Genomic DNA, 24,122 nt, shown 5'->3' on the forward strand with positions numbered 1-24,122 from the left:
TGATGAATTAATCTTACATATTATATTCTACCCAAATTGGATGTCTTGGTAGGCGATCGCCACAACAAGGGCAAGGAAGTATCGGATATCTTTCAGCAGCTTTCATTAGAGTAAACCGATCCCGATTTATCCCATCTCCACAATATAGACTCGTATCCATAGGATTAGCTGTTTTTCCTCGCCAATTGCAAAAACCACAGCTTAAAGTTTCTAACTGGACTCTTTGAAAGTTTGATTCTATTTCTAGAAAAATATATGGCATCCATCTCTTGAAATTTGATATCTTTCCAAGCCCTAAGTGAATTTCAGGATATTTTTGAGTTAACTCAAGCGCTGGCCAAAGCAAATCTAAAACAGCTAGTGGCATATCATCAATAAAGGGGTTCAATCGCAAAGTTTCCCATTCTTCTTGGCTGGGAAATAATATCTTTTGACCGTCAATATAAATGTGTTTTATACTAGGCTTATTTGAGTTCATGGTCTTGTATTGTGCCTACTAAGCTTTTAGACAAATAACCTTGCATATTACCTAGAAGTAAAACTATTATGGGGTGGGCATCTTGCCCGCCCTGGTTATGCAAATTAAGAGTACATTACCTTAGTGGTTGGGATTTAGCGATCCCAGTCTTCGACTTCATATAAAAATCGAGTTTTGCCAATCAGTTTACGATTAGCAGAGGTACTTTGGACAAACACGACATACTTTTCTAGGTTACTAGGTTTAATCCGAATCGTTGCATCCATCGGTAGACCTAACATTTCTCGTGCTGCACCTCCTTGAAATAAATCACCCGTTGCCCGATCCATTAAGATAATTTCTTTTTGAGCCTGGATAGTTTCTGTTTTAGTGAATTCGTAGAAACCCCGCCCAACTTTAAAACTTAAACCATTTTCCAATACAAAAGCTTTAATTGAAATATCTTGTTCAACCTCTAAAATCTGGAAACGCCCCGGAGAAACTGCCCGTAAATCAGCCGATTCGTAATAGGATGTTGTTTCCCGATTCATCATGGTGTTAAATATTTTATTTAACCCACGGCTCATCCTTCCTTGATCAATTACTTCTTGTTCATAAGCTTGTAGCTGATCATTAGAAGATTGTTGGTAGCAAACTGCTAAAAACAAATCACTAATATACGAAAACTGGTCTAAGTTGATATGAAAACCGCCAGACTTTTCTGCAAGTTCTTGATAAAAAGGAGTGGCATGAGGGCGATTGAGTGCTTGAACTCCGTAAACTGTAATATCGGCCTCAGCTAATTTATCTAACTCTTTGCGCCAATTCAGTTTTTTAGGATTGTGTGCTGGAGGATGGGGAATATCATCACCAATCAAAACCAGTGATTTTGTTGCTGATTTTGACCAAGATAAAGATTGGGATTCATGTAATACTAATTCGTAACATTCTGGTGCATCTCCGCCACCTGTAGGTTCGACATTTTGCACAAAATCACAGATAGCATCAACATCACCGGATATATTAAATATTTTGGTGACATAAGTTGAACCTTCATCGCAGTAGTCACCATGAGCAATAATCCCAATTTTAATTAAGGGAATTTCGTCTATTAGTCTCGTAACGGTATTTTTAATTTTTCGCCGTACTTGGGTAAGGCAAGGATACATACTCCCAGTTGTATCAAAACTGAAAACAATCTCAATATTATTACTTGTCATACACCCACCTAAATGAATATTTAATTTTTAACTTACAAAATTATAAATGGCACGCAATCATGGTTAAAAATTTTACAGGTAAACCTCCAATTATCATTGCTCACCGAGGGGCTAGTGGCTATCGTCCAGAACACACTTTAGCTGCTTATGAATTAGCGATGCCTACGGCGGGCTGCGCCTACGCACTAGGCGCTGATTATATTGAACCAGATTTAGTCTCTACCAAAGACTGTGTTTTAATTGCTCGTCACGAAAACGAGATTTCTGAAACTACCGACATTGCAAACCATGCCAAATTTGCTCACCGACGAACCACCAAAATAATTGATGGTGAATCGAAAATAGGTTGGTTTACTGAAGATTTTACCTTGGCGGAACTGAAAACACTACGAGCCAAAGAGCGAATTGGACAACTGCGATCGCAAAATACCGTCTATGATGGACTCTTAGAAATCCCCACGCTGCAAGAAATTATCGATTTAGTGAAGCGTAAAAGTGCCGAAATTAATCGTGCGATCGGCATTTACCCAGAAACTAAGCACCCAACTTACTTTCAATCTATTGGGTTAGCCCTAGAAGCACCTTTACTGGCAACTTTAACAGCCAACGGTTATCAGGGAGCTAATGCACCCGTTTTTATTCAGTCTTTTGAAGTGAGTAATTTACAAGATTTATCTACAAAGACGGATTTACCTCTGGTGCAATTGCTGAATAACAGAGGTAAACCTTATGATTTTGTCGTTAGTGGCGATGAACGCACTTATGTAGATTTAGCAACTGCATCAGGTTTAAAAGAGATTGCTAAATATGGACGGGCGGTTGGTATTCATAAAAATTTGTTGGTTCCTAGAGATAGTAGTGGTAAATTGCGTAGACGCAAAGCGGCTTGTCGCCAGACATCGCCAACATCTTTAGTTATTGATGCTCATGCGGCTGGTTTACTGGTTCATGTCTGGACTTTCCGTAATGAAGATTACTTTTTGCCACTGGTTTTTCAAGGAAATCCCGAAGGAGAATATGAACTATTTTTCAATTTAGGTGTTGATGGCGTATTTAGCGATTACCCTGATACGGCTTGTGCTGTGAGGGAAAATCTCTATAAATGAACCGCAGAGGCACAGAGAGCGCAGAGAGAGGAATCGGAGATTTACACGACTCATTTAGGATCGCTATAGTTAGTTAAAATCAAAGTTGCAGTCATGATAAATCAGATTTCCTAATTATTAAATAGTTAGGAAATCTGAACAATTTTATTTTCACAAACTCGTCATCACCTGAGCTAATTGATTAGATAAATCAATTACAGCCTGGGATTTTGTAAATAAAACGCCAGCCAAAAAGTAATAATCGCCAGAATAAAATGCCATTTTGTTTTTTCGGAGTTCTTCTATGTGTTTCTTAACTTTAGGTTCAGAGCTATAATAGCCGAACTCCAAAGGTAATACCATGAAATTTTGAACATCATAACCATTTTGTTTTGCTAAGTTCAAGGTATTGATTGGATTAGAAAAACTAGATACTAAAACCAAGACATTTTCATAATCTAACGATAAAAGATCGTTGGTAAGTGTAGCTCCATCTACGCCCCCAAATAAGAGCGGCATATAAATATCCTTATCTGGTGCGGGTATATAGGGTGGATTGGCTACAAGATACTCGGCATGGGGTTGAGAAGAATTAAACAAACATGAATTATGGATTATATATTTATTTGTGAGATTGTATTCATCAATGGTTGAATTTGCAACTTTCCATGCAGAAGTGTTTAATTCAAATCCCTGGATTACGCCATTAAACTTATTTCTCAATAAGGAATTAATTACAGGGCTACCATCTCCTGAACCAAATTCCACAATTGATTCGGAACTTTTACAATTTCTAAACACAAAGTTTTCTAAACAATTGGAGTAGAAATTAGATTCTTCAGGGCAAAAAAAGATATCTTTCATTTGACTGTACTTTAAGGTGTAAGGTATAATCAATGTAATAGGAGGTTGTTTATTACCTTGTATTTAGGCAATAAAAAACTGTTCCTTTAGCAAAGGGTTGCTAAAGAAATGCACTTGCAGGGAAAGCGGCACTAAAATGACGTAGAAATGTCAAATTAAAACGCTAAGAAAAAACTGCTATTTCTAATTTTTGGGATCGATCACATAATTAAAGCGGCTGATTCTGCTTCGCGTATCGATCGCACAACAGCATTACCGGCGCGATCGCTCATGAGTTTCTGCTGGTCGTATCCAAGCAGCAATTCATGAGCATCATTGGGATACTTTTCTGCTAGAGTCAAAGCTACATCATCTAACATCCAACGGCCGTGGCGTTCATCTTCTCTGATGTGCAGTTCCCAATAACCCACTGCTGCTTCTGAAAGTTTCAGTCGTTGCGCCGCCAACATATAATTTTTATAAACCGCAGGCCCAGCCACCTCAAAATAGGTCAAACCGCCACAATAACGCAGAAAATAGCGTTTGCGCTCAGTCAGCAGGAAGTTATGATTGGTAGAAGCCAATACTTCCCAAGGTACTAAATCGAGGTATGCCTCTGGTTGAGTGTTCATCCCGAATTCAGCAAGCATTTGGGCAAAAAATGTAGAGTGCTTGCGGGATAAACGACCGTTGCCGTATTCTTCTATTAAGACTCGTATGAGTGTACACTGCACTTCATTAGCAGCGCCACCCAAAGTCCGGGAAATATGACTAGCTTCAACCAAGCCATCCAACGAACCGATTGCTAGCAGGTGACGATAGCCAGCTTCAGTCATTTTCTCACGAATATAGCTGCTAGTTTCCGACAAAGGCGGATTTAAATCAGCAGATGCACGCTCGATTAAAGCGTGTTTTACATCCAATTCTTGCAGCGCTGCTACATCGAGATGCGCTAGTTCCCAGCTTTGCCAAGCAGCTTCAATTTTGTCACGACATAAGGATAGATAAAGCGATCGCTCATTGGTATAGTGCCGCAAATCGTCGTACCAAAACAGCTTGAGCCGATTAATTCGGTAAAGTATCCGTTGGAGAAAACGGTGAGCTTGTTCATCAGAGCGATCGTTTTTATAGGCGGCGCGAATTGCCCTTGAGAGTGCCTGTTCAAACTCACTAGCTATTGCAGGTCTTACATCTAGTTGATGATCTAAATCCTCCGTTGCTAGCAGTTCTATAAATTGCTCCTCAGCCTGGTCGTACTTGGTAATTGTTCCTTCTTCTGTTTGCGTACTCTTTTTTGCAGCCCCAGCGTTAGGAAATCTAACTAAATTGCTTTGCATGGAATCTTCGGTAGCATTGGAAAAGTGAGAAATTAAAATTACTTTCACCTCTAATACCTAAGTTCCCACACGAGTAGCTTTCTCTACCTCTTTCCTTGGTTATAAACAAAAATTAAGTTTTAAAGGAATGGGGAATGGGGAATTGGGAATTGGGAAAGACTTGTTGTAAGTTCTAAACTTTTGTCCCCCTGCCCCCTGCTCCCTGCCCCCTGCCCCCTACCCCCTACGGCGCTTTCGGCTGTTGTTCAATCGCCTTACTTGGGGGAATTTCCTCAAGACGAATCAGTGCTTCGATTACCGACTTCACAATTGGGGCGGCGACAGTAGAACCATAAGCACTTTCTCCTTTTGGCTCATCTACCAGTGCAAACACTACATAGCGAGGAGATTCCACTGGTAAAATAGCCACAAAGCTGGTCATTCTAGCACCCTTGATATACCCACCATTAGGACTAGCTTTTTGGGCTGTACCAGTTTTACCAGCAATGCGATATCCAGGAATTTGTGAAGGCTTCCCACTGCCTTCATCAACAACAGTTTCCATCATTTCTACAACCTTTTGGGCTGTTGCAGCTGAGAAAATTTGGCGCGATATAGTGCGAGTGGGCGAATCATGCATCTGCCCTTTGGTATCAATCAGCCCTCGAACTACATGAGGTGTAACTAACTTACCGCCATTGGCTAAAGCACCGTGCATTTGCACTAGCTGTAACGGTGTCATAGAAAAGCCCTGGCCAAAGGAAGTAGTAGCTGGTTCAATTGGCGAAGCGATAAATTCTTCTTGACTTTTGAGGCGACCGCCAACTTCAAAAGGTAAATCTGTATCAACTTTTTGTCCTAGCCCCAAGCGTTCTAGCCAGTTGTAGTAGATTGAAGGCTTTAAGCGTTGGATAATTTTCACCATGCCAATGTTGCTGGAATATTGCAAAATCTGAGCAATGCTGATTTGCCCGTAGCCATTATTCATCGCATTTTTGATGGTGTAATTAGCGACTCGAATATTACCAGAGTCATTAAATGTATCATCTGCTTTAATAACGCCATTTTCCAGAGCGATCGCTACATTCAAAGGTTTAAAAGTCGATCCTGGTTCATAAAGATCCGCTACCGTCCAGTTTTTAAATAGGGAAATATTAGCTTTACCGTATTCATTAGGATTATAGGTAGGCTGAGAAGCAAGGGCGAGTAAAGAACCATCCAATGCATCCATTACAATTACCGCCCCACGTTTAGCGTCAAACTTCTCCATTTGCTCTTTGAGTGCGACGCGGGCGATTCGTTGCAGACGGCTATCGATAGTCAGTTGCAGGCGCAAATCATCAAAATGCAAAAAACCTTCCGGTGCATGATTAGGCATCAGAGTCCCATTACCATCACGACTGAGCCGCACCGTTTGCACAGGACGTTCTAACAACTTCTCTTGAGAGTATTCCACCCCTGCTTGACCAATACGGTCAACATTCACGTAGCCCACTACATCAGCAACCAAATCATCTGGCGGATAAAATCGGGCGTATTTTGGAACTAACTCCAAACCATTTAAGCGCAAAGAAGTGACGCGATCGATAATTTCTTCTGGTAGGGCTGGAGCAAGTACAATCCCGCTTTTTTTGCTTTGAAAAGTTTTCACCAAGTCAGCAGTATCTTTTGCCAATATTGGGGCCAGCCGCTCTGCTATCTCCTCATTAGACTTATCAAACAGCTTAGGATGGGCGTACAAAGTATATACAGGACGGTCAATAGCCAACAGATTACTATTGCGATCTACCACGGGGCGACGGGGCATAAAAGGTCGCAAATCCACCATTTGTTGGTTTCGCGCGTACTGGGTTAACTTTGGCCCCCTGACAATTTGCAGGTTATACAAGTTGATACCCAGTCCCAACCCTGCTGCCATTAATACGCCCCAGGCTATAAACAGTCGGGACTTGGTGTTAGATGTTTGGTTTTGGATATTAGAAGCAAGTGTCTTCAAAAACCCTTGTTTAGAACCCTTCTGTTGTCTTTTGAATCCTGGATTCCGAAACTTTCTCAATCTTGTTTTGCTTGATGACTTCTGCATTGGGTTCGTGCTTTGTCCTTTGTCTCTTGTCTTTTGTTATTAGCCAAAGTCTGAGTCCTAGTGACTAACGACAAATGACTAATGACTCTTAAGGATTAGTATCCCAGTGGCGAGAGCGTTTGTTGTTGCTTTTCTGAACTTGGCGTGATGTTAGATGATGCTGGTTTAGGGGTATGAGATGGTGGAGACAAGAAAATCATTCCTTGAGGAGTCGGCGATACAAGCCCTGCTGCTGGTTGCTCCGCGTCCTTAGCCATTTTATTTGTCAGCGTGGCATTGGTTGTCGTTAACATCCGTTCGTGACGTTGGAGGTTGTGCAGTCTGCGATATGACTTACCCCAAAGCTGTTGAGAGTATACCGTCCAGCCATAAACAGCAAGTGTCGATGCTACTAACAAGAACGCGAAAACTGTCGAATAACGATGAAAGGTGTACAAGCGCAACAACCATGAAGGTGCTGTTCCAGAATTAGGCATTGTGGGAAGGCGAGGAAAATCTACCCCTGAACTCTTCTGAGTTGCACTGGACTGTCCGTTGAGATTTGGCATTTGTTGTCTACCCAACTCTTTCACCGATTTGAGCATAGCTGCCTGATTTGTAGAAGAAGCGGCTAAATTTTTTGAGGAACGTTGTTGTCTCGGAGAGGATACAGGTGTGGCTGGGGTCACTGGTGTAGAAGCGCTCCTTGCTACCGACTCCATAGCCTTAGAGCGTCGCCTCCCTAAAGAAAGGATAGAATCTCGCCGGAACCAATTACCTTTTGTAGAAATAGCAGATTTACGAGCAACTACCATAAATTTTTTAGATGAAAAATACTGTACTTTAGATTGATTTTTTGATTGCCTGTTTTTGCTAAGGTCAGAATCCCTTTCTGTGGGCGACAAGCACACATAACAGACTACACCCTTTTAACTGTTCTAATAGGTAGCCGTACCAATGTTTGCAATCAGTGATTAGCAACTAGACAGCTTGCCCTCCAGTTATCGCACCTAAAGTATGGCAACGCAGGGCAGCAAGGTGCAATACTTCATGAAAAAAATAAAATTTTTGCTATGATAGCTCTGTTTGCTAGAAAATTCGGTAATTTCTGTTTTGCTCCTGAGTTAAAAGAAACTAATCAGATGGCTGGATGATTGATAAATAATCTGAAAAAGAATACCCCAAAGGATTGTTTTTTTAGTATGTAATCTTCTAGGATTTAAAAAAAAAGCAATAAATACGGTATCGTATTCAACAGGCGAAAATATTGTTCTAGCCACAATTGGTGAAAGAGGAGTTTATGAAAACAAAAGTCTTTGGTTTTGCTCTAATGTTAAGTCTGGCTACAATTCTCGGAGCCTGTGATGGCGGTGGTACCCCTACTCCATCTGCTACAGGTGAACCAACTGATGCACCTGCTGCTACTCCCGCAATTACTCCCGCAATTACTCCCGCAACTACCCCCGCAGCAACTCCTAAGTAAGGCATTTTTAGCTTTAGTTGAAATCATGTCCTAAACAACTTAGTAGCAACCCTCGTCACCATCTAGCTTGGATTAATGAGGTTTATCTAGAAACCTATATCTTTCTGTTGGTGTATCAGAGCTTAGGGTTCGCTCAAATATCAGCTAAGTAGGGCAGCAAGTAACGAACACTGGTGACGAGGATTACCTCCTAAACCAGTGTTTGCCTGAAATTATCGCCTGATCGAATCTTATTCCAAGGAAAGGGGAATTAAGTTCCATATATCTAAGCCATCTTGCGAGTAAATATTTCCCTGATTTAGTGTTTGCAATGGCTTAGACTCCTGAGTTTTGAGAGGAAAAAATAATTCATTGCGATCGCTGGCAATTGCTCAAGAGCATTCCCTGTAGTCTATTCTGTATTAAGAGAGACATAGTGGTGTACCTTGATGTTGCCAGATTTTTATTGGGAATGGGGAATTGGGAAACAGATTTTCATACTGCGTTGTGAACGCAGTTCAGGAGATGGGGATTAAGGCAAGAGAGGCAGTAAATTTCCTGGGCTTGATTGTGATTACTGCAACATTTTTTGTGTTAAATGGCTATTGGGGATCGATGGTCATAGCATTACCCCCGCCAGAGGATACGCCAGAAGAAATATTAAGGACACAGATTATCATAGAGGCGCGATCGCCAATTGATGGAAGATTCCTAACAGCTGCTGAATACATCCAAGTACAGGCGCAGCTTCAACAAGTCCCACCACCAAAACTAGACCCCAAAATTCGGGATCAGATTTTCTTGCTTCGCCTACGTAAAACCTTACTTCAGTTTTTCCCATTTTTAAATTTTTGATAAATTCGTCATTTGTCATTTGTCATTAGTCATTCATCCTCTACCCCATTCCCCATTCCCCATTCCCCATTCTGATGTACGATAACGGTGGCGACAAAATTGCAAATAAATGTAAAGAATATATATAGATATTAAAAAAGTAGATTTAGTCAATCACGTTATTTCACTTAGGTAGCTTCATGTCCATGACCACGATCGCCCCTGAACAGGTTAACAGCATCGTTTGGAATCAGCATAACGATCCCTTTGAAATACTAGGTTCTCACCCCATAGAACAAGACGGCAAAACTGTCTGGGCTGTGCGGGCCTACTTACCAAATGCAAGTGCAGCATGGGTGGTTCTTCCTGAAGAACGGAAGGAATACCCAATGCAAACAGTGCATCATCCCCACTTTTTTGAATGCACGATTGAAACCGCAGAACTGGCAAACTACCAGTTACGGATTAAAGAGGGTGAACATGAGCGAGTCACTTATGACCCTTACGCTTTCCGTTCTCCCAACTTGACAGACTTTGATTTGCATTTGTTTAGTGAAGGCAATCATCACCGGATATATGAAAAACTGGGAGCGCATCCCACAGAAATAGGCGGCGTTAAAGGCGTTTATTTCGCAGTTTGGGCACCTAACGCTCGCAACGTTTCATTGTTGGGAGATTTCAACCTTTGGGATGGACGGAAACACCAGATGCGTAAAGGCCCTACCGGGGTTTGGGAATTATTTATTCCTGAAATCGGTGTGGGAGAGCATTACAAATACGAAATCAAAAATTTTGAAGGGCACATTTACGAAAAATCCGATCCCTACGGTTTCCAGCAAGAACCCCGCCCGAAAACAGCATCCATTGTCACTGATTTAGATTCTTACAGTTGGAATGACGAAGGCTGGATGGAAAAGCGGCGGCACACTGACCCCCTTACCCAGCCCGTCTCCGTTTATGAAGTGCATTTAGGCTCTTGGTTACATGCTTCGAGTGCCGAACCTGCTAAACTGCCAAATGGCGAAACTGAACCGGTAGTTGTCGTTTCTGAATTGAAACCGGGCGCACGCTTCCTTACCTACCGCGAACTAGCTGACCGACTAATTCCTTACGTCAAAGAATTAGGATACACCCATATAGAAATGCTACCCATTGCAGAGCATCCCTTTGATGGCTCTTGGGGTTATCAAGTAACTGGATACTATGCCCCCACTTCCCGTTTTGGCAGCCCCGAAGATTTCATGTATTTTGTTGACAAATGTCACCAAAATGATATGGGGGTAATTGTGGATTGGGTTCCCGGTCACTTCCCCAAAGATGGACACGGTTTAGCTTTCTTTGATGGTAGCCACCTGTACGAACACGCTGACCCCCGTAAAGGTGAACATAAAGAATGGGGTACTTTGGTGTTCAACTATGGTCGCCATGAAGTTAGTAACTTCCTCGCAGCCAATGCCCTCTTTTGGTTTGACAAGTATCACATTGACGGGATTCGTGTCGATGCTGTTGCCTCGATGCTGTATAACGATTATTGCCGCGAACCAGGAGAATGGCTACCCAACCAGTATGGCGGTAGAGAAAACCTAGAAGCAGCAGATTTTCTGCGTCAGGTAAATCACATTATCTTTAGCTATTTCCCCGGTATTCTCTCAATTGCTGAAGAATCCACTTCTTGGCCGATGGTATCTTGGCCCACCTACACAGGCGGACTAGGCTTTAACTTGAAGTGGAATATGGGCTGGATGCACGATATGCTGGATTACTTCAGCATGGATCCTTGGTTCCGCCAGTTCCATCAAAACAACATCACCTTTAGTATGTGGTACAACCACAGCGAGAACTTCATGCTGGCTCTGTCTCACGACGAAGTGGTGCATGGTAAAAGCAATATCATCGGCAAAATGCCGGGGGATACATGGCAGAAGTTAGCTAATATCCGTTGTTTATTTAGCTATATGTTTGCTCACCCAGGTAAGAAAACCATGTTTATGAGCATGGAGTTTGGGCAATGGAGTGAGTGGAATGCTTGGGCAGATTTGGAGTGGCATTTATTACAGCATGAAGCCCACCAACAGTTAAGAACGTTTTTCCGAGAATTGAACCATCTCTACCGTTCTGAACCAGTTTTGTACACTCAGGATTTTGCTGAACCTGGCTTTGAGTGGATTGACTGTAGCGACAACCGCCATAGTGTAGTTTCCTTCATGCGTCGTGATAAGGATTCTGATGATTTTGCGATCGTCGTTTGCAATTTTACACCGCAACCGCATTCTCACTACCGCATCGGTGTACCGCAAAAGGGATTTTATACTGAGTTGTTTAATAGCGATGCGCGTCAGTATGGCGGCAGTAATATGGGCAACTTAGGTGGTAAGTGGACAGATGATTGGTCTTTGCACAGTCGTCCTTATTCGCTGGATTTGTGTTTACCACCTTTGGGTGTGTTAATTCTCAAGTTGGATAAGAAGAAGACTACTGAGGTAATTGGATAACAATTTTGGGTGGGCATTGCCCATCCAAGACTGTTTTTTGATGATCAACATTGTAGGGGCAATTCACGAATTGCCCCTATTTTGTACTGTTATATTAGTTAATCAAGGCATTGAAAGTTACAAAAAGGAAACGAAACTTTCATGATGCTATTCAATCTTGGGAATCGGCTTTGGAACTATATCAAAACAGTAATAACGATAATAATGTGAATGTAGTTCGACGAGTCCATTATGTGCCCATAGTTTAATCGAATAAAAAGACCTCTCCCTGGTTTTACTATGTAAAACCTTTCCCTCTCCGACTCGGAGAGGGACTGGCGATCGCTAATGAAAATTTGGCAAGGTCATATCAATAATTAGGTTTAAGATTTGATATATCATGTTGTTTCTTATGAAAAAAATATTTAATTTTTGTGTTGTGCCCTAATTACTCTTACTATTTACTAATTTCCAAGTTATTTGGCATATCGTTCCTTTGGGATAAAGAGTCTCACGTTTAAAATCACCACCCAAGTTTTTGGCGATATTTTTTAATTGTTTTGTCCCTTTACTTTCCAAATATGAAATCAGTCCAGATCCGTTATCTTGAATCTTAAGGGTATAGGAATCATTGTCTTTCTTCCCAATAGCTTCGATACATCTGACACCTTTAGCATGTTTACCTACATTACATAAAGCTTCTTCCAGAAATAAACAAAGTTCCTGTTTATTTTGAACACTTAAATACTTTTCGTCTACTGGTTCGAATGTACGAATTTTTACTTTTATATCTTTTAAATACTCTAAGTCCGAGCGTTCTAGTGTACTAGAGTATACAACATAAAAAAGTTCATGGATTGGGCATGTTAAGTTAATTTTTAACCCGCTACCTAAACGGAGACTTTCGTATTGAGATAAAGCCTCTAGCTTTAAATATTCACCGATTTCTCGAATTTCATAATTTAGTTTTTCTAACTGCAATCTTAATTCCTCATGTGACCAGTCTTGAGCCTGCATCTGTCTCAAGACGTTTGCTAAAGTTTGTAGAGGGCCATTATGAATAATAGTAAATGCATGTTCAATTGTATGTTTACGTCTGTTCATCTTAATTTGAAATACTTGGTTATCGAACAGAATTCAGGAGTCAGGAGTCAGAATTCAGAATGAATTCTGTACGACTAGCAGATAGCGCCGGCGGCAAGCGAGTCTTCTCCCAAGGGGAGACGCTACGCAAACGAGCGTCTTGATTCTGACTCCTGAATTCTGACTTCTGAATTCTTCTTCAATACGTCTTATCTAAAAGATGAAAATTTAAGACTATATAAACTAAGTCCGCGTAGGCGGTTTTTGTTTGTATAGCGGCGATTATAAATCACCCGATATTTTTCCTTACGGTTCATCCGCCGCCTCTAGTAGGCAGAATAAATCTAAAATTGCTTGACTGGTTTTAATGTGGTATTGCAATTTTGGCAACACACCCGTCAAAAGACAATACAGTTTTCTGCAATCTTGATAAGTTAACGCGCCTACATATTGCATTATTTTCGGTGTAGAACGTCATTAGACCTCTTGCATAAATGTTTAAATTATCATATTGAGCGGTGCTAAACAGAGTAGTGAGATTCTTCTCTCCACTGCGTTCCCTTCAGAATGACATTCTTGATTTTTTGACTGTTGCAAGAGGTCTATTAATCATTAGTCATTTGTGTTTACCAATTGGACAAAGGACTATTGACTTAGGACAACCTCACCAGTTGATGTGCAATCTTATTTGCGTAACAGTTTACAAACCCACAGCTTAAAAGCTGTGGGTTTCTCCTATTCCCTATGAAGAGGCTGGGTTCCAAGTGCCGTGGAAACTGTGGGGTATGACGTTGGGTAATCCTAGTTTGCAAACGGGTTCGGCATCCAGGCGATCGCTATCAAATACCCAAACTTCGCTACTATGAGAGTTACCATCGTAGACAACGGTTAACACCCAACTTTGCTCAGGGTTTTGGGTGTCTTGGGCGTGGATGGGTTCTGAAGGATAACGGTTTTCTCCAAAGTTTGCTTCAGTGAGAGTTTCGGTATTGTGATCGAGACGAGCGATCGCATTTAATATTTCTTGGCTGATATCTGTTCCCGAACGTGATGTTGACATATATGTGTAGCGAGAAGCTTTCCCCACGTTTTGCTGTGGCACATTGGGAAATTCACAATGTCTGCTAAATAATTGCTGAATTGACGCAATTTTACCAGTTTGAGGATGCAGATGAACTCGTGTTAGCGTACTTTTAGCTGGGTTATGAGTCTCACCTGTTGCTACTTCCTTAAGATATTGGTTAGTTTGAAAATCTTCATAACGGGCAATATCCACAATTACTGAACCGCTAGCATCTACATAACCATTAGCAAAATGCCATTGGAACCAAGGTTCGGTTTCTCCACGACTCACTACAGATAAAGTTTCTCGGTCAATAACTAAAATCTGAGTTCCTAATCTAGGTTGCCACTCTAGCGAATCACTATAGTTGTTTATCCCTATTAACACGGGTAAGACATTCAACCGCACTGGCGGAATGAAAAATACAACATACTGTCCAGCTAAAACAAAATCATGCACCAATGGTATACCATCTAGCTGGTATGCGGCTTGTTGGATAATCCGCCCAGTCGAATCGCTTTTGTAAATATTCAGCGTCGCATTTTGTCCAGGGGTGATACCAAAGTTGAAAATCTCTCCTGTTTGCTTGTCACGCTTACAATGTGCAGAATAGGTTAATCCTTTAGTTAATCCTCCTAAATCATCTTCACCCAAAGTCTTTAAAGTTTGTAAATCGAGGGCGTGGGGTTTACCACCTTCCCACAATGCCAAAAGTTTATCTGGAAGTGCAAGCACCGAGGTATTGGCAGTATTCTTGATGGGCTTTTGCCATTGATTCCAAATTGGGCCTGGTGCAGTCATACCATAATTGCCGTAGAGTAGTTTACCTGCTGCGGCTTCTTCTTGATAGCCAGAGGTTTGTACGTAGCGATAAACCCCGGTTGCACCTGCATCGGTAAAATTTACAGCAAGAATTGCCCCATCTCCATCAAACCAGTGTCCCATGCGAATGCCACCGCGTTCTAGCCGTGCCGGGCCATTGCGGTAAAGAGTGCCGCGCAAGGCTTCTGGGATTTTACCAGAGATAATTGGCAATTGGGTAGAGGGAAATTCTTTCGCTGGTTGTGCGTTAGCAAAGCTCACCGTTCGCGTAGCGTCTCGTAGAGAAGGTATTGCACCTGCCCAACCTTTTGTTTTTGACTTTTTGCTAATAGTATGCATATCAAATTTTGATAATGATCGATGTACATACCTGCATTCTTACATTTTCGTCTTTGATGCAATTAAACCGTTTAGGTGGGGAATAGGGAAAATATCTTATTGTCGGAGAAAGTTTACTGCAAGCCATGAAAGATATTTTGGTAGAAGCTGCTACAGAATAAGTGATGGTGGCTTGGACTGAAGCTTATCAAGCATTGTCTAAAGTGTTCATTTAGAGAGAACATGACATATTCATCAAGAAAGATAACAACTTGTGTATTCTAGTTTTTATTTCTTCTTCATATAAGTTAATCATTTTTGTCATGAAATGTGAAGCTTTGAGTAAGATTTTTTGTGGGCGTTTAACGAATGCTTGAAGCACTTGTATTGATTGTGATTATTTATCACCAAGGCTTTGAGAGTTTCTAATTGATGACTCAGTATAGTAAGCACATCCCTTAGCATCTTCCCTTCTCTCAAAGCTTGTGTTCCTTTATCTCAGCTAGCTTTTCGACTTTAATGGCCACCCTGCTTTTTATCTACTGCCTTCTAAAACTTCATCATATTTTAGCCAAAATTATCCTTTTACATGCTTTGATGTAAGTAGTTACTGAGGAATGCTGAAGTCCAAAGCTAATCTGGAAAACATCAAAATTCACTCATACAAAATCCATCGTAGAAAAAGTAACAGATTAAACCAGATATTATTTGGCTTTAGCACACTTTGTTAAAGTAGGGAAGTAGATGAAAACAGATAAATATTTATTTACAGAGAAATTTAATTCATTGTCCGATGAAAAATCACGTATTCTCTTAGTATCAATGCGTGAAATCGCTAATTTAGTGGCTTTGTGTAACTTATATGAGTTTGAAGATACGATCTCCGAGAACGATGCTGTTGACATGCTCAAATTATTGAGTGCCGACGACAGTGTAACGCGAAAAATCTACAAAATTACTAGATATCTGACTAATTCTAAACCATTAGCTGAGTCCCTCGTGCCAGGAGCTAATCCCTACTTCTTTAACCAAGAGTATGAATTGTTCTTTCCTACATTTAATTTTCCTTTTGAACTGTTCGCACTGCATTCATTCAAAAATTGGCGGCAAAAATGCAATAAGGCAGTTTGCTATATATTCGAATTTTGGGAATCATATCTTCAGCCTTCTAATTTCTATTTTTTGGAGTTTTTAAAGGATTTCGATCATATTTTTGTCGGTACAAAAAATTCTACTGAGGCTATCAGTAAAATCACTGGTCGTCCCTGTACTTATTTACCACCTGGGGTAGACACATTAAAATTCAGCCCCTATCCCTTATTGCCTCACCGCAGTATCGATGTTTGCAACCTGGGTCGTCGTTCACCTATAACCCATCAAGCCCTCTTAGAATTTGCACAACAGCAACAAGCTTTTTATTACTACGATACCATCAAAATTTCTGGAATCAAAAATGCCACTAAACAACAAACCTTTGCGGTAAACAATGCTAAAGAACATCGGAGTTTATTAGCTAATTTAATTAAAAGAAGCCGTTATTTCTTTGCCAATCGCGCACGAATTAATGAGGCGGAATTCATAAGAACTAACCAAGAGTTTGGTTCTCGCTTTTTTGAGGGTGCTGCTGCTGGAACAATCATGCTTGGTGAGCCTCCGGTTTCAAAGGAATTCGACAAATATTTTGATTGGCCTGATGCTGTTATCAAGATTCCCTTTGATACTCCTGAAATCGGTGAGATTATCGCAGATTTGGATGCTCAACCCGAACGCTTGGCAAGAATTAGGAAAGAGAATGTTGTCAACTCACTACTGCGACATGATTGGGTATATCGCTTGCAGACAATTCTTGAGTCAGTAGATGTTAAACCTAGTGAAATCATGTTGTCTAGAAAGACCAAGTTGAAGAACTTAGCCAATCAGATCCACCAAATGTCTGATGGATCATTGGTTAGTTCTCCACCTTGATAATTATTATCATTATTTCTTAAATGCCCAAAAATTAATTTGTTGGAGGTAATTAAGACACTATATATTATATCGATAACCTTATAGACAGCGATGGTCTTGGCATATAGAAGAACTCCGATTTGATTTTTGAAAACATATTGAGAGTGAAAAGCCCTTTCTATCATGGTTTTATCTTAAATTTTATTCAAAAATCAGACAGGAGTATTTGAGGTTGTTTGAAAAGTCCTCTTGTCTGTATCAAAAGTTTTAGATCCCCCTAAATTCCCCTTTAAAAGAGGGGGACTTTGATTCCGGTTCCTCCCTTAAAAAGGCTATGGTATATACACAAGTTTGAAATAGTTTACTCACCTGTTTTTTGTCTCAGTTTTACCCCACCCTAACCCTCTCCGTATATAGTGGCTACAGTGTACACACAAGTTTTATCTGCAAGAGTTTCAAGCTTTTTAGACCCAATAAATGGTCATTACGAGTGCAGCGATAGCGGAACGAAGTAATCGCACAATCCTGTGGTTTTTGCGATCGCTTCGTCATTTGATGTCGGACAAGGTTCCATTACTGTCATAATATTATCAGTGAATATATTTAAAAATTAAAGCAAAGTTGTATTATCTAGCTCTAAACTCGACGATGACAACTACACCAAGCTCTAATTCCTGGATTATCTGTCCTCAGCCCAATCCTCAAGCAAACTTGCGTTTATTCTGCTTACCCTACGCTGGTGGTAGTGCGGCAATTTTTCGCACATGGCCTAATAATCTACCTAGTAATGTTGAAGTCTGTGCAGTGGAATATCCAGGGCGGGGAAGACAGATGAAGTTAGCACCCTTGACGCGATTAGAATCTCTTGTGGAAGCGATCGCTCCAGTTCTCATGCCATACTTAGACAAACCATTCGCCTTCTTCGGTTACAGTATGGGCGGATTAGTTAGCTTCGAGTTGACACATCTACTTAGCTCTAAGTATAGTATTTCTCCCTTTCACCTCTTCATATCTGCTCGCCGCGCCCCACAATTACCACTGATAAAACCATTCCTCCACACCCTATCAGACTCTGATTTGCAAGACGAGCTACGCAGTCTTAACGGTACACCCAAAGCAGTACTAGAAAACCCAGAACTTATGCAGATGTTCCTCCCGGTTTTGCGGGCAGATTTTGCAGTTCTAGAAACTTATATTTACACTCAAAAACAGCCATTGGACTGTCCTATGACTGTTTTTGGTGGTTTGCAAGACCAAGAAGTTAGTCATGAAGCTTTGCAAGCATGGCGAGAACAGACTATGGGTGCTTTCTCATTACACGAGTTCAACGGCGACCACTTTTTTATCCATTCACATCAAGAATTATTATTTAAACTTATATCTCAAGAATTGCAGATGTCTAAGCGTAGCTGATAGTAACCATTAAATAAGAAGGAGTCAGAATATAGAAATTTTCTGACTCTCTGAACTTCTGATGTACAATATTTCTACTTTTTATTTTTGGGTAGCGATCGCTAACTTTGCCCCTTCAACTTTACGAACCCGATCCATCACCGCTACTACTCGACCATAATCAACTTTCTCATCAGCATTAATAATCACCAAAACTTCTGGGTTAGAACCAACTAGAGCGCGTATTTGCTCTGTCAAATCCTCAATTTCAATTGGTTTACGGTTCAGACTTACCTGTTGTTTTTCATCTACCGTAACGGTAACTTTAGTCGGAACTTGTTGTTGTTTCGCTGTGCTGGCCTTCGGTAAATTGACTGGCAAACCTTCTGAACGTGTTAAAAACAGAGTTGACATGATAAAAAATGTCAAAATTGCAAAAATCACGTCAATCATCGGCAAGATGTTGATCTGTAGTGGAAGTTCTGGTTCATCTGGTAGACGCATAGGTTTTTTCTCCTCGTTCATAGCGACGGCGGTAAAGTAATTCTAGCTGTCCCCCATACTCCTGAATTAATGCAATCTGCCGTTGGTACAGTCCCCGGAAGGTATTGGCAAACAAGAGTATGAATATAGCAACTATCAATCCTGATGCTGTTGATACTAGAGCTTCACTAATCCCAGATGTAACAGTAGTTGTTCTGCTACCTCCCACGTCACCAAGATTTAGGGAAGCAAAGGAGGCTATCAATCCTAGTACTGTGCCAAGAAGACCTAACAGTGGTGCCAGACTAATAATTGTCTCAAAAATGTTTTGGAAACGTTTTAAGACAGGAATCTCAGCCTGCGATTCGCTTTCTAAGGCCAAACGAAATTCCTCTGGATTTGGCTCCTCTAATTCTAAAGCCGCCAGAAAAATCCGGGCGAGTGGCAAATCTGCATTTTTCTGAAGTTTATCCATTGCACCGACAACATTATCGAGACGATAAAGATTCAAAACATCTCGCACCACACGGCTTTGACGTTGATTGATCCTTACCCAAAACCTGATCCGCTCGATGATCAGTGCCACACCCAACACCGAAAACGCCAACAGGGGCCACATGACCACACCGCCTGCTGCAAACAAATTCTGAATTCCCATGTAGTGCCTCTATAACGTCGTCCACAATACAAAATTAGACTACCAGAATCTAGAGAAAAGCTGAAACTTTTTCTCAATAAAATATAGAATATAATGATAAATTTTTCAAATGTAATGATTATGACTTTTATTTAATTGTTAGTTTGTTTTACATAAATTAATTTAATTAGATTGTAACAAAAATTAATTTTGTCCAAAATCCATGATATTGGTGCTTGGGAAGGATGTTTTTGTTATTGCAGGATTCCGTAACGCTATCCCAAGTAATTTTAATTTTTTACTTGATATTTGTAACCCTGCATTCTAAGATAGCTAAATTAGTGAGAATAGGTAGCAATAGCTATGAGCTTTTCCGGCACTACTGTCGAGCAACGTTCCAAAGAAGTTGAGGCTCTCAAGTCTTTTCTGACTTACAGTCTAATAGGTTCCCTGGCGCTGCATATCGGCGTACTGTCTTCAGGCATAACTAATTATTTGACGAGAGTGCCGACAGAAGAAGATGACGCAATAGAATTTGCGATCGTTGATTCTCCGACTCCCGAACCAGAAAAACCAGTTGAGAAAATTCCAGAAGAACCCAAAAAATTACCTGAAGTTATTCAAAAACAATCTATAGTAACTCCGCCAGTACAAAAACCAGTACAAGAAGTGATTGAAAGGCCAAAAATTGAGCCAATTCAAAAGCAACCACAACAAACTACTCAAAATCCACAGCCAGTTCAACAACCACAACAAACTACTCAAAATCCACAGCCAGCTAACAGAGAAATTGCTCCCAAGCCAGTAATCCCTGTGACAACTGCTGCTCCTCAAGGTGGCGGTTCTGGTGTTGCTTTAGGTTCAGGTAGTGGCATTGCTGTAGGTACAAACAGTGGTACTGGTACTGGTGGAGGAACTGGGACTGGTACTGGTGGCGGTATTGGTAGTGGTACTGGTACCGGCATCGGCAGTGGTACTGGGAATCAAACAGTAAATCGTCCGCCAGTAGCAACAGCACCAATAGCACCAATAGCACCAATAGCACCAACAGCACCAACACCTCCAAAAACTAACACTTCAGGTAACGGCAACGGTCGTGCAGCCTGCCGCGAATGTAATGCCAAATATCCAGAGGCAGCAAGACGGCGAGGAGTTGAAGGTAGAGTGGAAGTAGCTGTAGATAGTGATGCACAAGGTAATGTTACTAATGTGCGGCTAACCAGATCCAGTGGAAACCGTGAATTGGACGAAGCCCAATTAAGACAAGCGCGTGAGTGGAAATTAAAACCCACAGAAGGTGGTAGAAAAGGGGTATCAATCGCCACTGAATTTGCCATACAGGGTTCACGGCGATCGCGCCAAGTTCAAGAACGAAAAAGACAAAGAGAAGCAGAAGAGAGAACCCAGCAGAGAACGGCGACTAACTCCACAGAAGAAAATCCAAGACGTAGACGCAGAGAGTTGGCTCCTTCATCTCCTTCATCTAATCCAGTTAGAACCACAAAACCAGCAATATCTGGATTTAGTAGACGGTTAGAACCCCAAAGAAGGGAAAATCCTGCTACAAACTCATCATCTGGAGCAAACACAACTCGCACCCAAGGAACTTCTGCTAGAGAGTCTTTACGCCGCGTCCAGCGTGAACGAACTGCTCCTGCTGCATCACCAAAGCCACAAGCAACCACAAATCGGCGGCGGCGAAGAGATAACGCGAGTCAGAATAAGTTGCGGGAATCTTTGCGTGGTTTACGCCAAAAACCTCAATCGCAACCGGCTGCACCGTCTGCTGCTCCTAGTCAGCAGTAAAGTGACATAAATCCACTGCAATCATCTCAAAGTAAGCCAGGAGTTAGATTACATAAGCCTCCTGGCTTTTAAATTATGTTTAATTAAGTACGGTTATTGCGTAGGCGTAGCCCGTCGTAGACATCGCACATTACTATAAAACCGAACCCGCTCAACTTGAACATTGATATAGTCTAATAACTAGGAAGCTTGAGATTTAGCTTCGGGCAATTTAAGATTGCTTAACAACCATTTTATCAGTTGTTCGTAAGCTAAGAAGCTTGAGATTGAGCCTCCTACTAAGACTAAATAGTTCATCTTAGAGGTGATAGTTATGGCACTGATTCGTTGGAACCCATTGCTGGATCTTGAACGTTTAGAACCATTCCGAGATAGCGAACGTTTAGAACCATTCCGCGAAATAGACACCTTGCAAAGGCAAATGAATCGCTTGTTTGACAGATTGATGCCAACTACTAATGGTGGTGAAAGGTCTGGATTTATATTTAGTCCGGCTGCTGAACTAGAAGAAACTGATGATGCAATTCGCTTGAAACTAGAACTACCTGGTTTAGAAGCAAAAGATATCAATATAGAAGCAACTCCCGAATCAATTTTGATTAGCGGTGAGCGCAAGACTGAAACCAAAAATGAAGAAAACGGTATGACTCGCTCTGAGTTCCGTTATGGAAAATTTCAGAGGATAATCCCCTTACCTTCCCAAATTCAAAACAGCAAAGTGCAAGCTGAATACAAAAATGGTATTCTCCAATTAACTTTGCCGAAAGCGGAATCAGAAAAACACAAAGCCGTCAAAGTCAATCTCGGTTAATTCAACACTAATAATTGGGGAGTGGGAAATAATTCTTTTGATTCCAATTCCCACCCCCATGATCAGCGATCGCCGCCTTCTAGAAATAGGAGGCGGTTCTTTCTTATACAGCAATAGTTTCGCCAATTAGTACACCTATATCACGAGGAGGAGAAGTTTTTTGATGAAATTATTGTATAGACGGCGATTCATCGCGTCTCTTGTCTTAACCGAAAAGCAGTTAGAGCTACAAACCTTTAATTATCGCCGTCCTACTTGGTAGTATTTACTGAACGCCAATTAATATGCTGAGATGATAGTCAAGGGCTAACTCTCAAATCCCTCAACTGCACTTTATGTCAGATGTCAAATTCACTGATTTGGATAAAACTTCTACATAAACACACACTGATGCAGTTTGATTTGCTTGAATAGCTATATTGATAGGACATTGATCCGAAGGCAATTCACAATTCTGATTATGGCAAGTAAATTCATTGATGTTAGGGAATACACTGTCAGAGCGCACAAAAGACAGATTCATACTCGTGTTTTCCAGTTTGTCTGTAAAGAGTGTAACGATCTGACAAAACGTGAGACGTTCGGGCCTCGACCCTTATATTGTGAGAAATGTCGCCCTCCCCAAGCGCCGAAGAAATCCCAGCCAACATCTCAGAAAGCAAAACCTAGACCAATGTCTTACAAAAGTGACATCGATTTAAATTGATTGAAGCCTTATGACTCAAAATGGACAATTAGAACCACCTCCAGGGGACTTTCTCTCACCACTGTTGGAATTACGAGATTATTATGGTCGCCTCACAGAAGAGTATGAACGCCTCTTTGTACAGGCGCGATCGCAACTCGATCATGTAGAAGCGTTGTTGTCTAACTGGTCTTATTCCGATCCCAACAAGCAAATGTCAAGACTGACGGCGGCTGACGAAAGCTCGAATCTTTCTCAAGAAGGCTCTCTGCGGTTTTTATCACCTCCCGATGACATCAACGAAATCAAGGTGGAGTCTCTACAATCAGAACTCACAGATTCAGATCGGGTTAAGATCGATAATTCCTCTTCTACCGTTGATACAAAAGAGAGAAAACCTGCAACTACATCGTCAGATGCAAAGATCGCTTCAGAGAACAACGATAGTTCAACGAAGGTAGCAGAAATCCCCATGCTACCCCAGTACAATCATGCTATCTCCCGAATGGAAGCCATCAAACAGCTATTACAAGAGCAAATCGGTACTGTCTGTCATATTGATTTTATTGTGCGATCGCTTTATGGAGAGTTAGATCCCTATCTATTTAAAGTAGTTAAAGGTAGGGTTCAATCTTCCCTTACCCAAGGTAGAGAAAGGAATTACTGGGTAACTATTCCCGATGAGCCAGGTTGTTATACTCTGGATTTAAGTTTGGTAGCCCCAAGTAAACGCAATGGTGCTTCTAGAAACAAAAATAAAAAGCCTTTTGTACCCCCGACAAAAACAGTACCGATGCTCAAAGCCTTTGAGGGTCAATTCTTAATTGATGCCCTCACTTCTCTTTTTGAAGAAAATCCAGGTAAAGTTTTCAGCGTTGCTGAAGTCATCGCCGGCATTTATGGAGAACTAGATTCTCAGCAAACTAGAGAGATTAAAAATAAGGTGCTGAATGAATTATCTAGAGGCTATCGGACAGGCAGATTTTCTAGGGTTCCTAACGAAATTGGCTTTTATACTTTAGACTCCAATCTGATATCAAAGGCTCGTTAAATTGGGGATTGGGGATTGTAAGTTCTAAGCTTTAAGTAGGTGGATCTAAATAAATATAAGATAGTTTGTCATTGCGAACGAAGTGTTCGCGGAGCGTCTCGTAGAGATAGCAATCGCAAAAACTGAGATTGCCACGCTTCACTTCGTTCCGCTCGCAATGACATCTCCTTATATTTAATTGTGTCTACTTACTTACGCTTTGTGTTCAGAAGTCAAAGTTCCGAGTTCAGAGGTCGAAGTTCCAAGTTCAAAAGTCAAAGTTCCGAGTTCAGAA

The 24,122-nt window shown here is 41.1% G+C and carries 21 protein-coding genes; 10 read left to right on the top strand and 11 right to left on the bottom strand.

The features are described from left to right. Positions 1-13: 13 nt before the first annotated feature. Together VB732_RS11410 and VB732_RS11415 are read right to left on the bottom strand one after the other, a co-directional pair. A complete protein-coding gene (locus tag VB732_RS11410; RefSeq protein ID WP_323230947.1) occupies positions 14-478 on the bottom strand; it encodes a hypothetical protein in 465 nt (154 codons plus the stop codon). A 134-nt stretch (positions 479-612) separates the two neighbouring features. Then, positions 613-1,677 carry a vWA domain-containing protein gene (locus VB732_RS11415; RefSeq protein WP_323230949.1) on the bottom strand — a complete coding sequence of 355 codons (1,065 nt, stop codon included), beginning with the start codon at positions 1,675-1,677 and terminating at the stop codon, positions 613-615. A 59-nt stretch (positions 1,678-1,736) separates the two neighbouring features. Here VB732_RS11415 and VB732_RS11420 point away from each other — a divergent pair, with 59 nt between their 5' ends. After that, on the top strand, positions 1,737-2,783 hold the full coding sequence (locus VB732_RS11420) for a glycerophosphodiester phosphodiesterase (protein WP_323230950.1): 1,047 nt from the start codon (positions 1,737-1,739) through the stop codon (positions 2,781-2,783). A gap of 150 nt (positions 2,784-2,933) precedes the next feature. Here VB732_RS11420 and VB732_RS11425 read toward each other — a convergent pair whose 3' ends face one another. The 4 genes from VB732_RS11425 to VB732_RS11440 form a co-directional block, all read right to left on the bottom strand. Beyond that, positions 2,934-3,626, bottom strand: a complete 693-nt coding sequence (locus VB732_RS11425; protein WP_323230952.1) for an SAM-dependent methyltransferase — start codon at positions 3,624-3,626, stop codon at positions 2,934-2,936. A 200-nt stretch (positions 3,627-3,826) separates the two neighbouring features. Then, positions 3,827-4,942, bottom strand: a complete 1,116-nt coding sequence (locus tag VB732_RS11430) for an iron-containing redox enzyme family protein (protein WP_323231019.1) — start codon at positions 4,940-4,942, stop codon at positions 3,827-3,829. Between the two features lie 223 nt (positions 4,943-5,165). Next, a complete protein-coding gene (locus VB732_RS11435; protein WP_323230953.1) occupies positions 5,166-7,004 on the bottom strand; it encodes a penicillin-binding protein 2 in 1,839 nt (612 codons plus the stop codon). Between the two features lie 95 nt (positions 7,005-7,099). Next, positions 7,100-7,798 carry a hypothetical protein gene (locus tag VB732_RS11440; RefSeq protein ID WP_323230954.1) on the bottom strand — a complete coding sequence of 233 codons (699 nt, stop codon included), beginning with the start codon at positions 7,796-7,798 and terminating at the stop codon, positions 7,100-7,102. Between the two features lie 485 nt (positions 7,799-8,283). On the opposite strand from VB732_RS11440, the gene VB732_RS11445 reads away from it, so the two are divergent. The 3 genes from VB732_RS11445 to glgB all read left to right on the top strand — a co-directional run bounded on the left by VB732_RS11445 (position 8,284) and on the right by glgB (position 11,771). After that, positions 8,284-8,466 carry a hypothetical protein gene (locus tag VB732_RS11445; protein WP_323230955.1) on the top strand — a complete coding sequence of 61 codons (183 nt, stop codon included), beginning with the start codon at positions 8,284-8,286 and terminating at the stop codon, positions 8,464-8,466. A gap of 504 nt (positions 8,467-8,970) precedes the next feature. Further along, complete coding sequence (locus VB732_RS11450; protein ID WP_323231020.1) at positions 8,971-9,300, top strand: hypothetical protein; 330 nt, start codon at positions 8,971-8,973, stop codon at positions 9,298-9,300. A 179-nt stretch (positions 9,301-9,479) separates the two neighbouring features. After that, positions 9,480-11,771: a 1,4-alpha-glucan branching enzyme gene (gene glgB / locus VB732_RS11455; protein ID WP_323230956.1), complete on the top strand. Its 2,292-nt coding sequence runs from the start codon at positions 9,480-9,482 to the stop codon at positions 11,769-11,771. 423 nt (positions 11,772-12,194) lie between these two features. Here glgB and VB732_RS11460 read toward each other — a convergent pair whose 3' ends face one another. From VB732_RS11460 to VB732_RS11470, 3 genes are all read right to left on the bottom strand, one after another. Further along, entirely contained in the window at positions 12,195-12,854 is a 660-nt protein-coding gene (locus VB732_RS11460; RefSeq protein ID WP_323230957.1) for a hypothetical protein, read from the bottom strand. A 285-nt stretch (positions 12,855-13,139) separates the two neighbouring features. Then, positions 13,140-13,289 (bottom strand): hypothetical protein, encoded by a 150-nt coding sequence (locus VB732_RS11465; protein WP_323230958.1) that lies wholly within the window; start codon positions 13,287-13,289, stop codon positions 13,140-13,142. Between the two features lie 286 nt (positions 13,290-13,575). Continuing rightward, on the bottom strand, positions 13,576-15,057 hold the full coding sequence (locus tag VB732_RS11470) for a carotenoid oxygenase family protein (RefSeq protein ID WP_323230959.1): 1,482 nt from the start codon (positions 15,055-15,057) through the stop codon (positions 13,576-13,578). Between the two features lie 723 nt (positions 15,058-15,780). Here VB732_RS11470 and VB732_RS11475 point away from each other — a divergent pair. Together VB732_RS11475 and VB732_RS11480 are read left to right on the top strand one after the other, a co-directional pair. Beyond that, a complete protein-coding gene (locus VB732_RS11475) occupies positions 15,781-17,001 on the top strand; it encodes a glycosyltransferase family protein (RefSeq protein ID WP_323230960.1) in 1,221 nt (406 codons plus the stop codon). Positions 17,002-17,631: 630 nt separating this feature from the next. Then, positions 17,632-18,396 carry a thioesterase II family protein gene (locus tag VB732_RS11480; RefSeq protein ID WP_323230961.1) on the top strand — a complete coding sequence of 255 codons (765 nt, stop codon included), beginning with the start codon at positions 17,632-17,634 and terminating at the stop codon, positions 18,394-18,396. 81 nt (positions 18,397-18,477) lie between these two features. Here the strand turns inward: VB732_RS11480 and VB732_RS11485 are convergent, their stop codons facing one another. Both VB732_RS11485 and VB732_RS11490 read right to left on the bottom strand, forming a co-directional pair. Next, complete coding sequence (locus VB732_RS11485; protein WP_323230962.1) at positions 18,478-18,879, bottom strand: biopolymer transporter ExbD; 402 nt, start codon at positions 18,877-18,879, stop codon at positions 18,478-18,480. After that, positions 18,863-19,516 carry a MotA/TolQ/ExbB proton channel family protein gene (locus VB732_RS11490; RefSeq protein WP_323230963.1) on the bottom strand — a complete coding sequence of 218 codons (654 nt, stop codon included), beginning with the start codon at positions 19,514-19,516 and terminating at the stop codon, positions 18,863-18,865. Before VB732_RS11490 ends, VB732_RS11485 begins: the two co-directional genes overlap by 17 nt. Positions 19,517-19,858: 342 nt before the next feature. On the opposite strand from VB732_RS11490, the gene VB732_RS11495 reads away from it, so the two are divergent. From VB732_RS11495 to VB732_RS11510, 4 genes are all read left to right on the top strand, one after another. Then, positions 19,859-21,301 carry a TonB family protein gene (locus tag VB732_RS11495; protein ID WP_323230964.1) on the top strand — a complete coding sequence of 481 codons (1,443 nt, stop codon included), beginning with the start codon at positions 19,859-19,861 and terminating at the stop codon, positions 21,299-21,301. A gap of 313 nt (positions 21,302-21,614) precedes the next feature. After that, positions 21,615-22,112 (top strand): Hsp20/alpha crystallin family protein, encoded by a 498-nt coding sequence (locus tag VB732_RS11500; protein WP_323230965.1) that lies wholly within the window; start codon positions 21,615-21,617, stop codon positions 22,110-22,112. A 460-nt stretch (positions 22,113-22,572) separates the two neighbouring features. Beyond that, a complete protein-coding gene (locus VB732_RS11505) occupies positions 22,573-22,818 on the top strand; it encodes a hypothetical protein (protein ID WP_323230966.1) in 246 nt (81 codons plus the stop codon). A gap of 10 nt (positions 22,819-22,828) precedes the next feature. Next, positions 22,829-23,848, top strand: a complete 1,020-nt coding sequence (locus tag VB732_RS11510; protein ID WP_323230967.1) for a hypothetical protein — start codon at positions 22,829-22,831, stop codon at positions 23,846-23,848. The last annotated feature ends 274 nt before the right edge of the window (positions 23,849-24,122 follow it).

This window comes from Nostoc sp. UHCC 0252, from assembly GCF_034931145.1.
In the GTDB taxonomy this organism is placed as follows: Bacteria; Cyanobacteriota; Cyanobacteriia; order Cyanobacteriales; family Nostocaceae; genus Nostoc.

Bases quoted from the DNA above. Each gene is read 5' to 3' on its own strand.
- VB732_RS11510 (WP_323230967.1), top strand. From the start codon at position 22,829: ATGACTCAAAATGGACAATTAGAACCACCTCCAGGGGACTTTCTCTCA.
- VB732_RS11425 (WP_323230952.1), bottom strand. From the start codon at position 3,626: ATGAAAGATATCTTTTTTTGCCCTGAAGAATCTAATTTCTACTCCAAT.
- glgB (WP_323230956.1), top strand. From the start codon at position 9,480: ATGTCCATGACCACGATCGCCCCTGAACAGGTTAACAGCATCGTTTGG.
- VB732_RS11465 (WP_323230958.1), bottom strand. From the start codon at position 13,289: ATGCAATATGTAGGCGCGTTAACTTATCAAGATTGCAGAAAACTGTAT.
- VB732_RS11410 (WP_323230947.1), bottom strand. From the start codon at position 478: ATGAACTCAAATAAGCCTAGTATAAAACACATTTATATTGACGGTCAA.
- VB732_RS11420 (WP_323230950.1), top strand. From the start codon at position 1,737: ATGGTTAAAAATTTTACAGGTAAACCTCCAATTATCATTGCTCACCGA.
- VB732_RS11505 (WP_323230966.1), top strand. From the start codon at position 22,573: ATGGCAAGTAAATTCATTGATGTTAGGGAATACACTGTCAGAGCGCAC.
- VB732_RS11475 (WP_323230960.1), top strand. From the start codon at position 15,781: ATGAAAACAGATAAATATTTATTTACAGAGAAATTTAATTCATTGTCC.
- VB732_RS11470 (WP_323230959.1), bottom strand. From the start codon at position 15,057: ATGCATACTATTAGCAAAAAGTCAAAAACAAAAGGTTGGGCAGGTGCA.
- VB732_RS11430 (WP_323231019.1), bottom strand. From the start codon at position 4,942: ATGCAAAGCAATTTAGTTAGATTTCCTAACGCTGGGGCTGCAAAAAAG.
- VB732_RS11460 (WP_323230957.1), bottom strand. From the start codon at position 12,854: ATGAACAGACGTAAACATACAATTGAACATGCATTTACTATTATTCAT.
- VB732_RS11485 (WP_323230962.1), bottom strand. From the start codon at position 18,879: ATGCGTCTACCAGATGAACCAGAACTTCCACTACAGATCAACATCTTG.
- VB732_RS11435 (WP_323230953.1), bottom strand. From the start codon at position 7,004: ATGCAGAAGTCATCAAGCAAAACAAGATTGAGAAAGTTTCGGAATCCA.
- VB732_RS11490 (WP_323230963.1), bottom strand. From the start codon at position 19,516: ATGGGAATTCAGAATTTGTTTGCAGCAGGCGGTGTGGTCATGTGGCCC.
- VB732_RS11440 (WP_323230954.1), bottom strand. From the start codon at position 7,798: ATGGTAGTTGCTCGTAAATCTGCTATTTCTACAAAAGGTAATTGGTTC.
- VB732_RS11445 (WP_323230955.1), top strand. From the start codon at position 8,284: ATGAAAACAAAAGTCTTTGGTTTTGCTCTAATGTTAAGTCTGGCTACA.
- VB732_RS11495 (WP_323230964.1), top strand. From the start codon at position 19,859: ATGAGCTTTTCCGGCACTACTGTCGAGCAACGTTCCAAAGAAGTTGAG.
- VB732_RS11500 (WP_323230965.1), top strand. From the start codon at position 21,615: ATGGCACTGATTCGTTGGAACCCATTGCTGGATCTTGAACGTTTAGAA.
- VB732_RS11415 (WP_323230949.1), bottom strand. From the start codon at position 1,677: ATGACAAGTAATAATATTGAGATTGTTTTCAGTTTTGATACAACTGGG.
- VB732_RS11450 (WP_323231020.1), top strand. From the start codon at position 8,971: ATGGGGATTAAGGCAAGAGAGGCAGTAAATTTCCTGGGCTTGATTGTG.
- VB732_RS11480 (WP_323230961.1), top strand. From the start codon at position 17,632: ATGACAACTACACCAAGCTCTAATTCCTGGATTATCTGTCCTCAGCCC.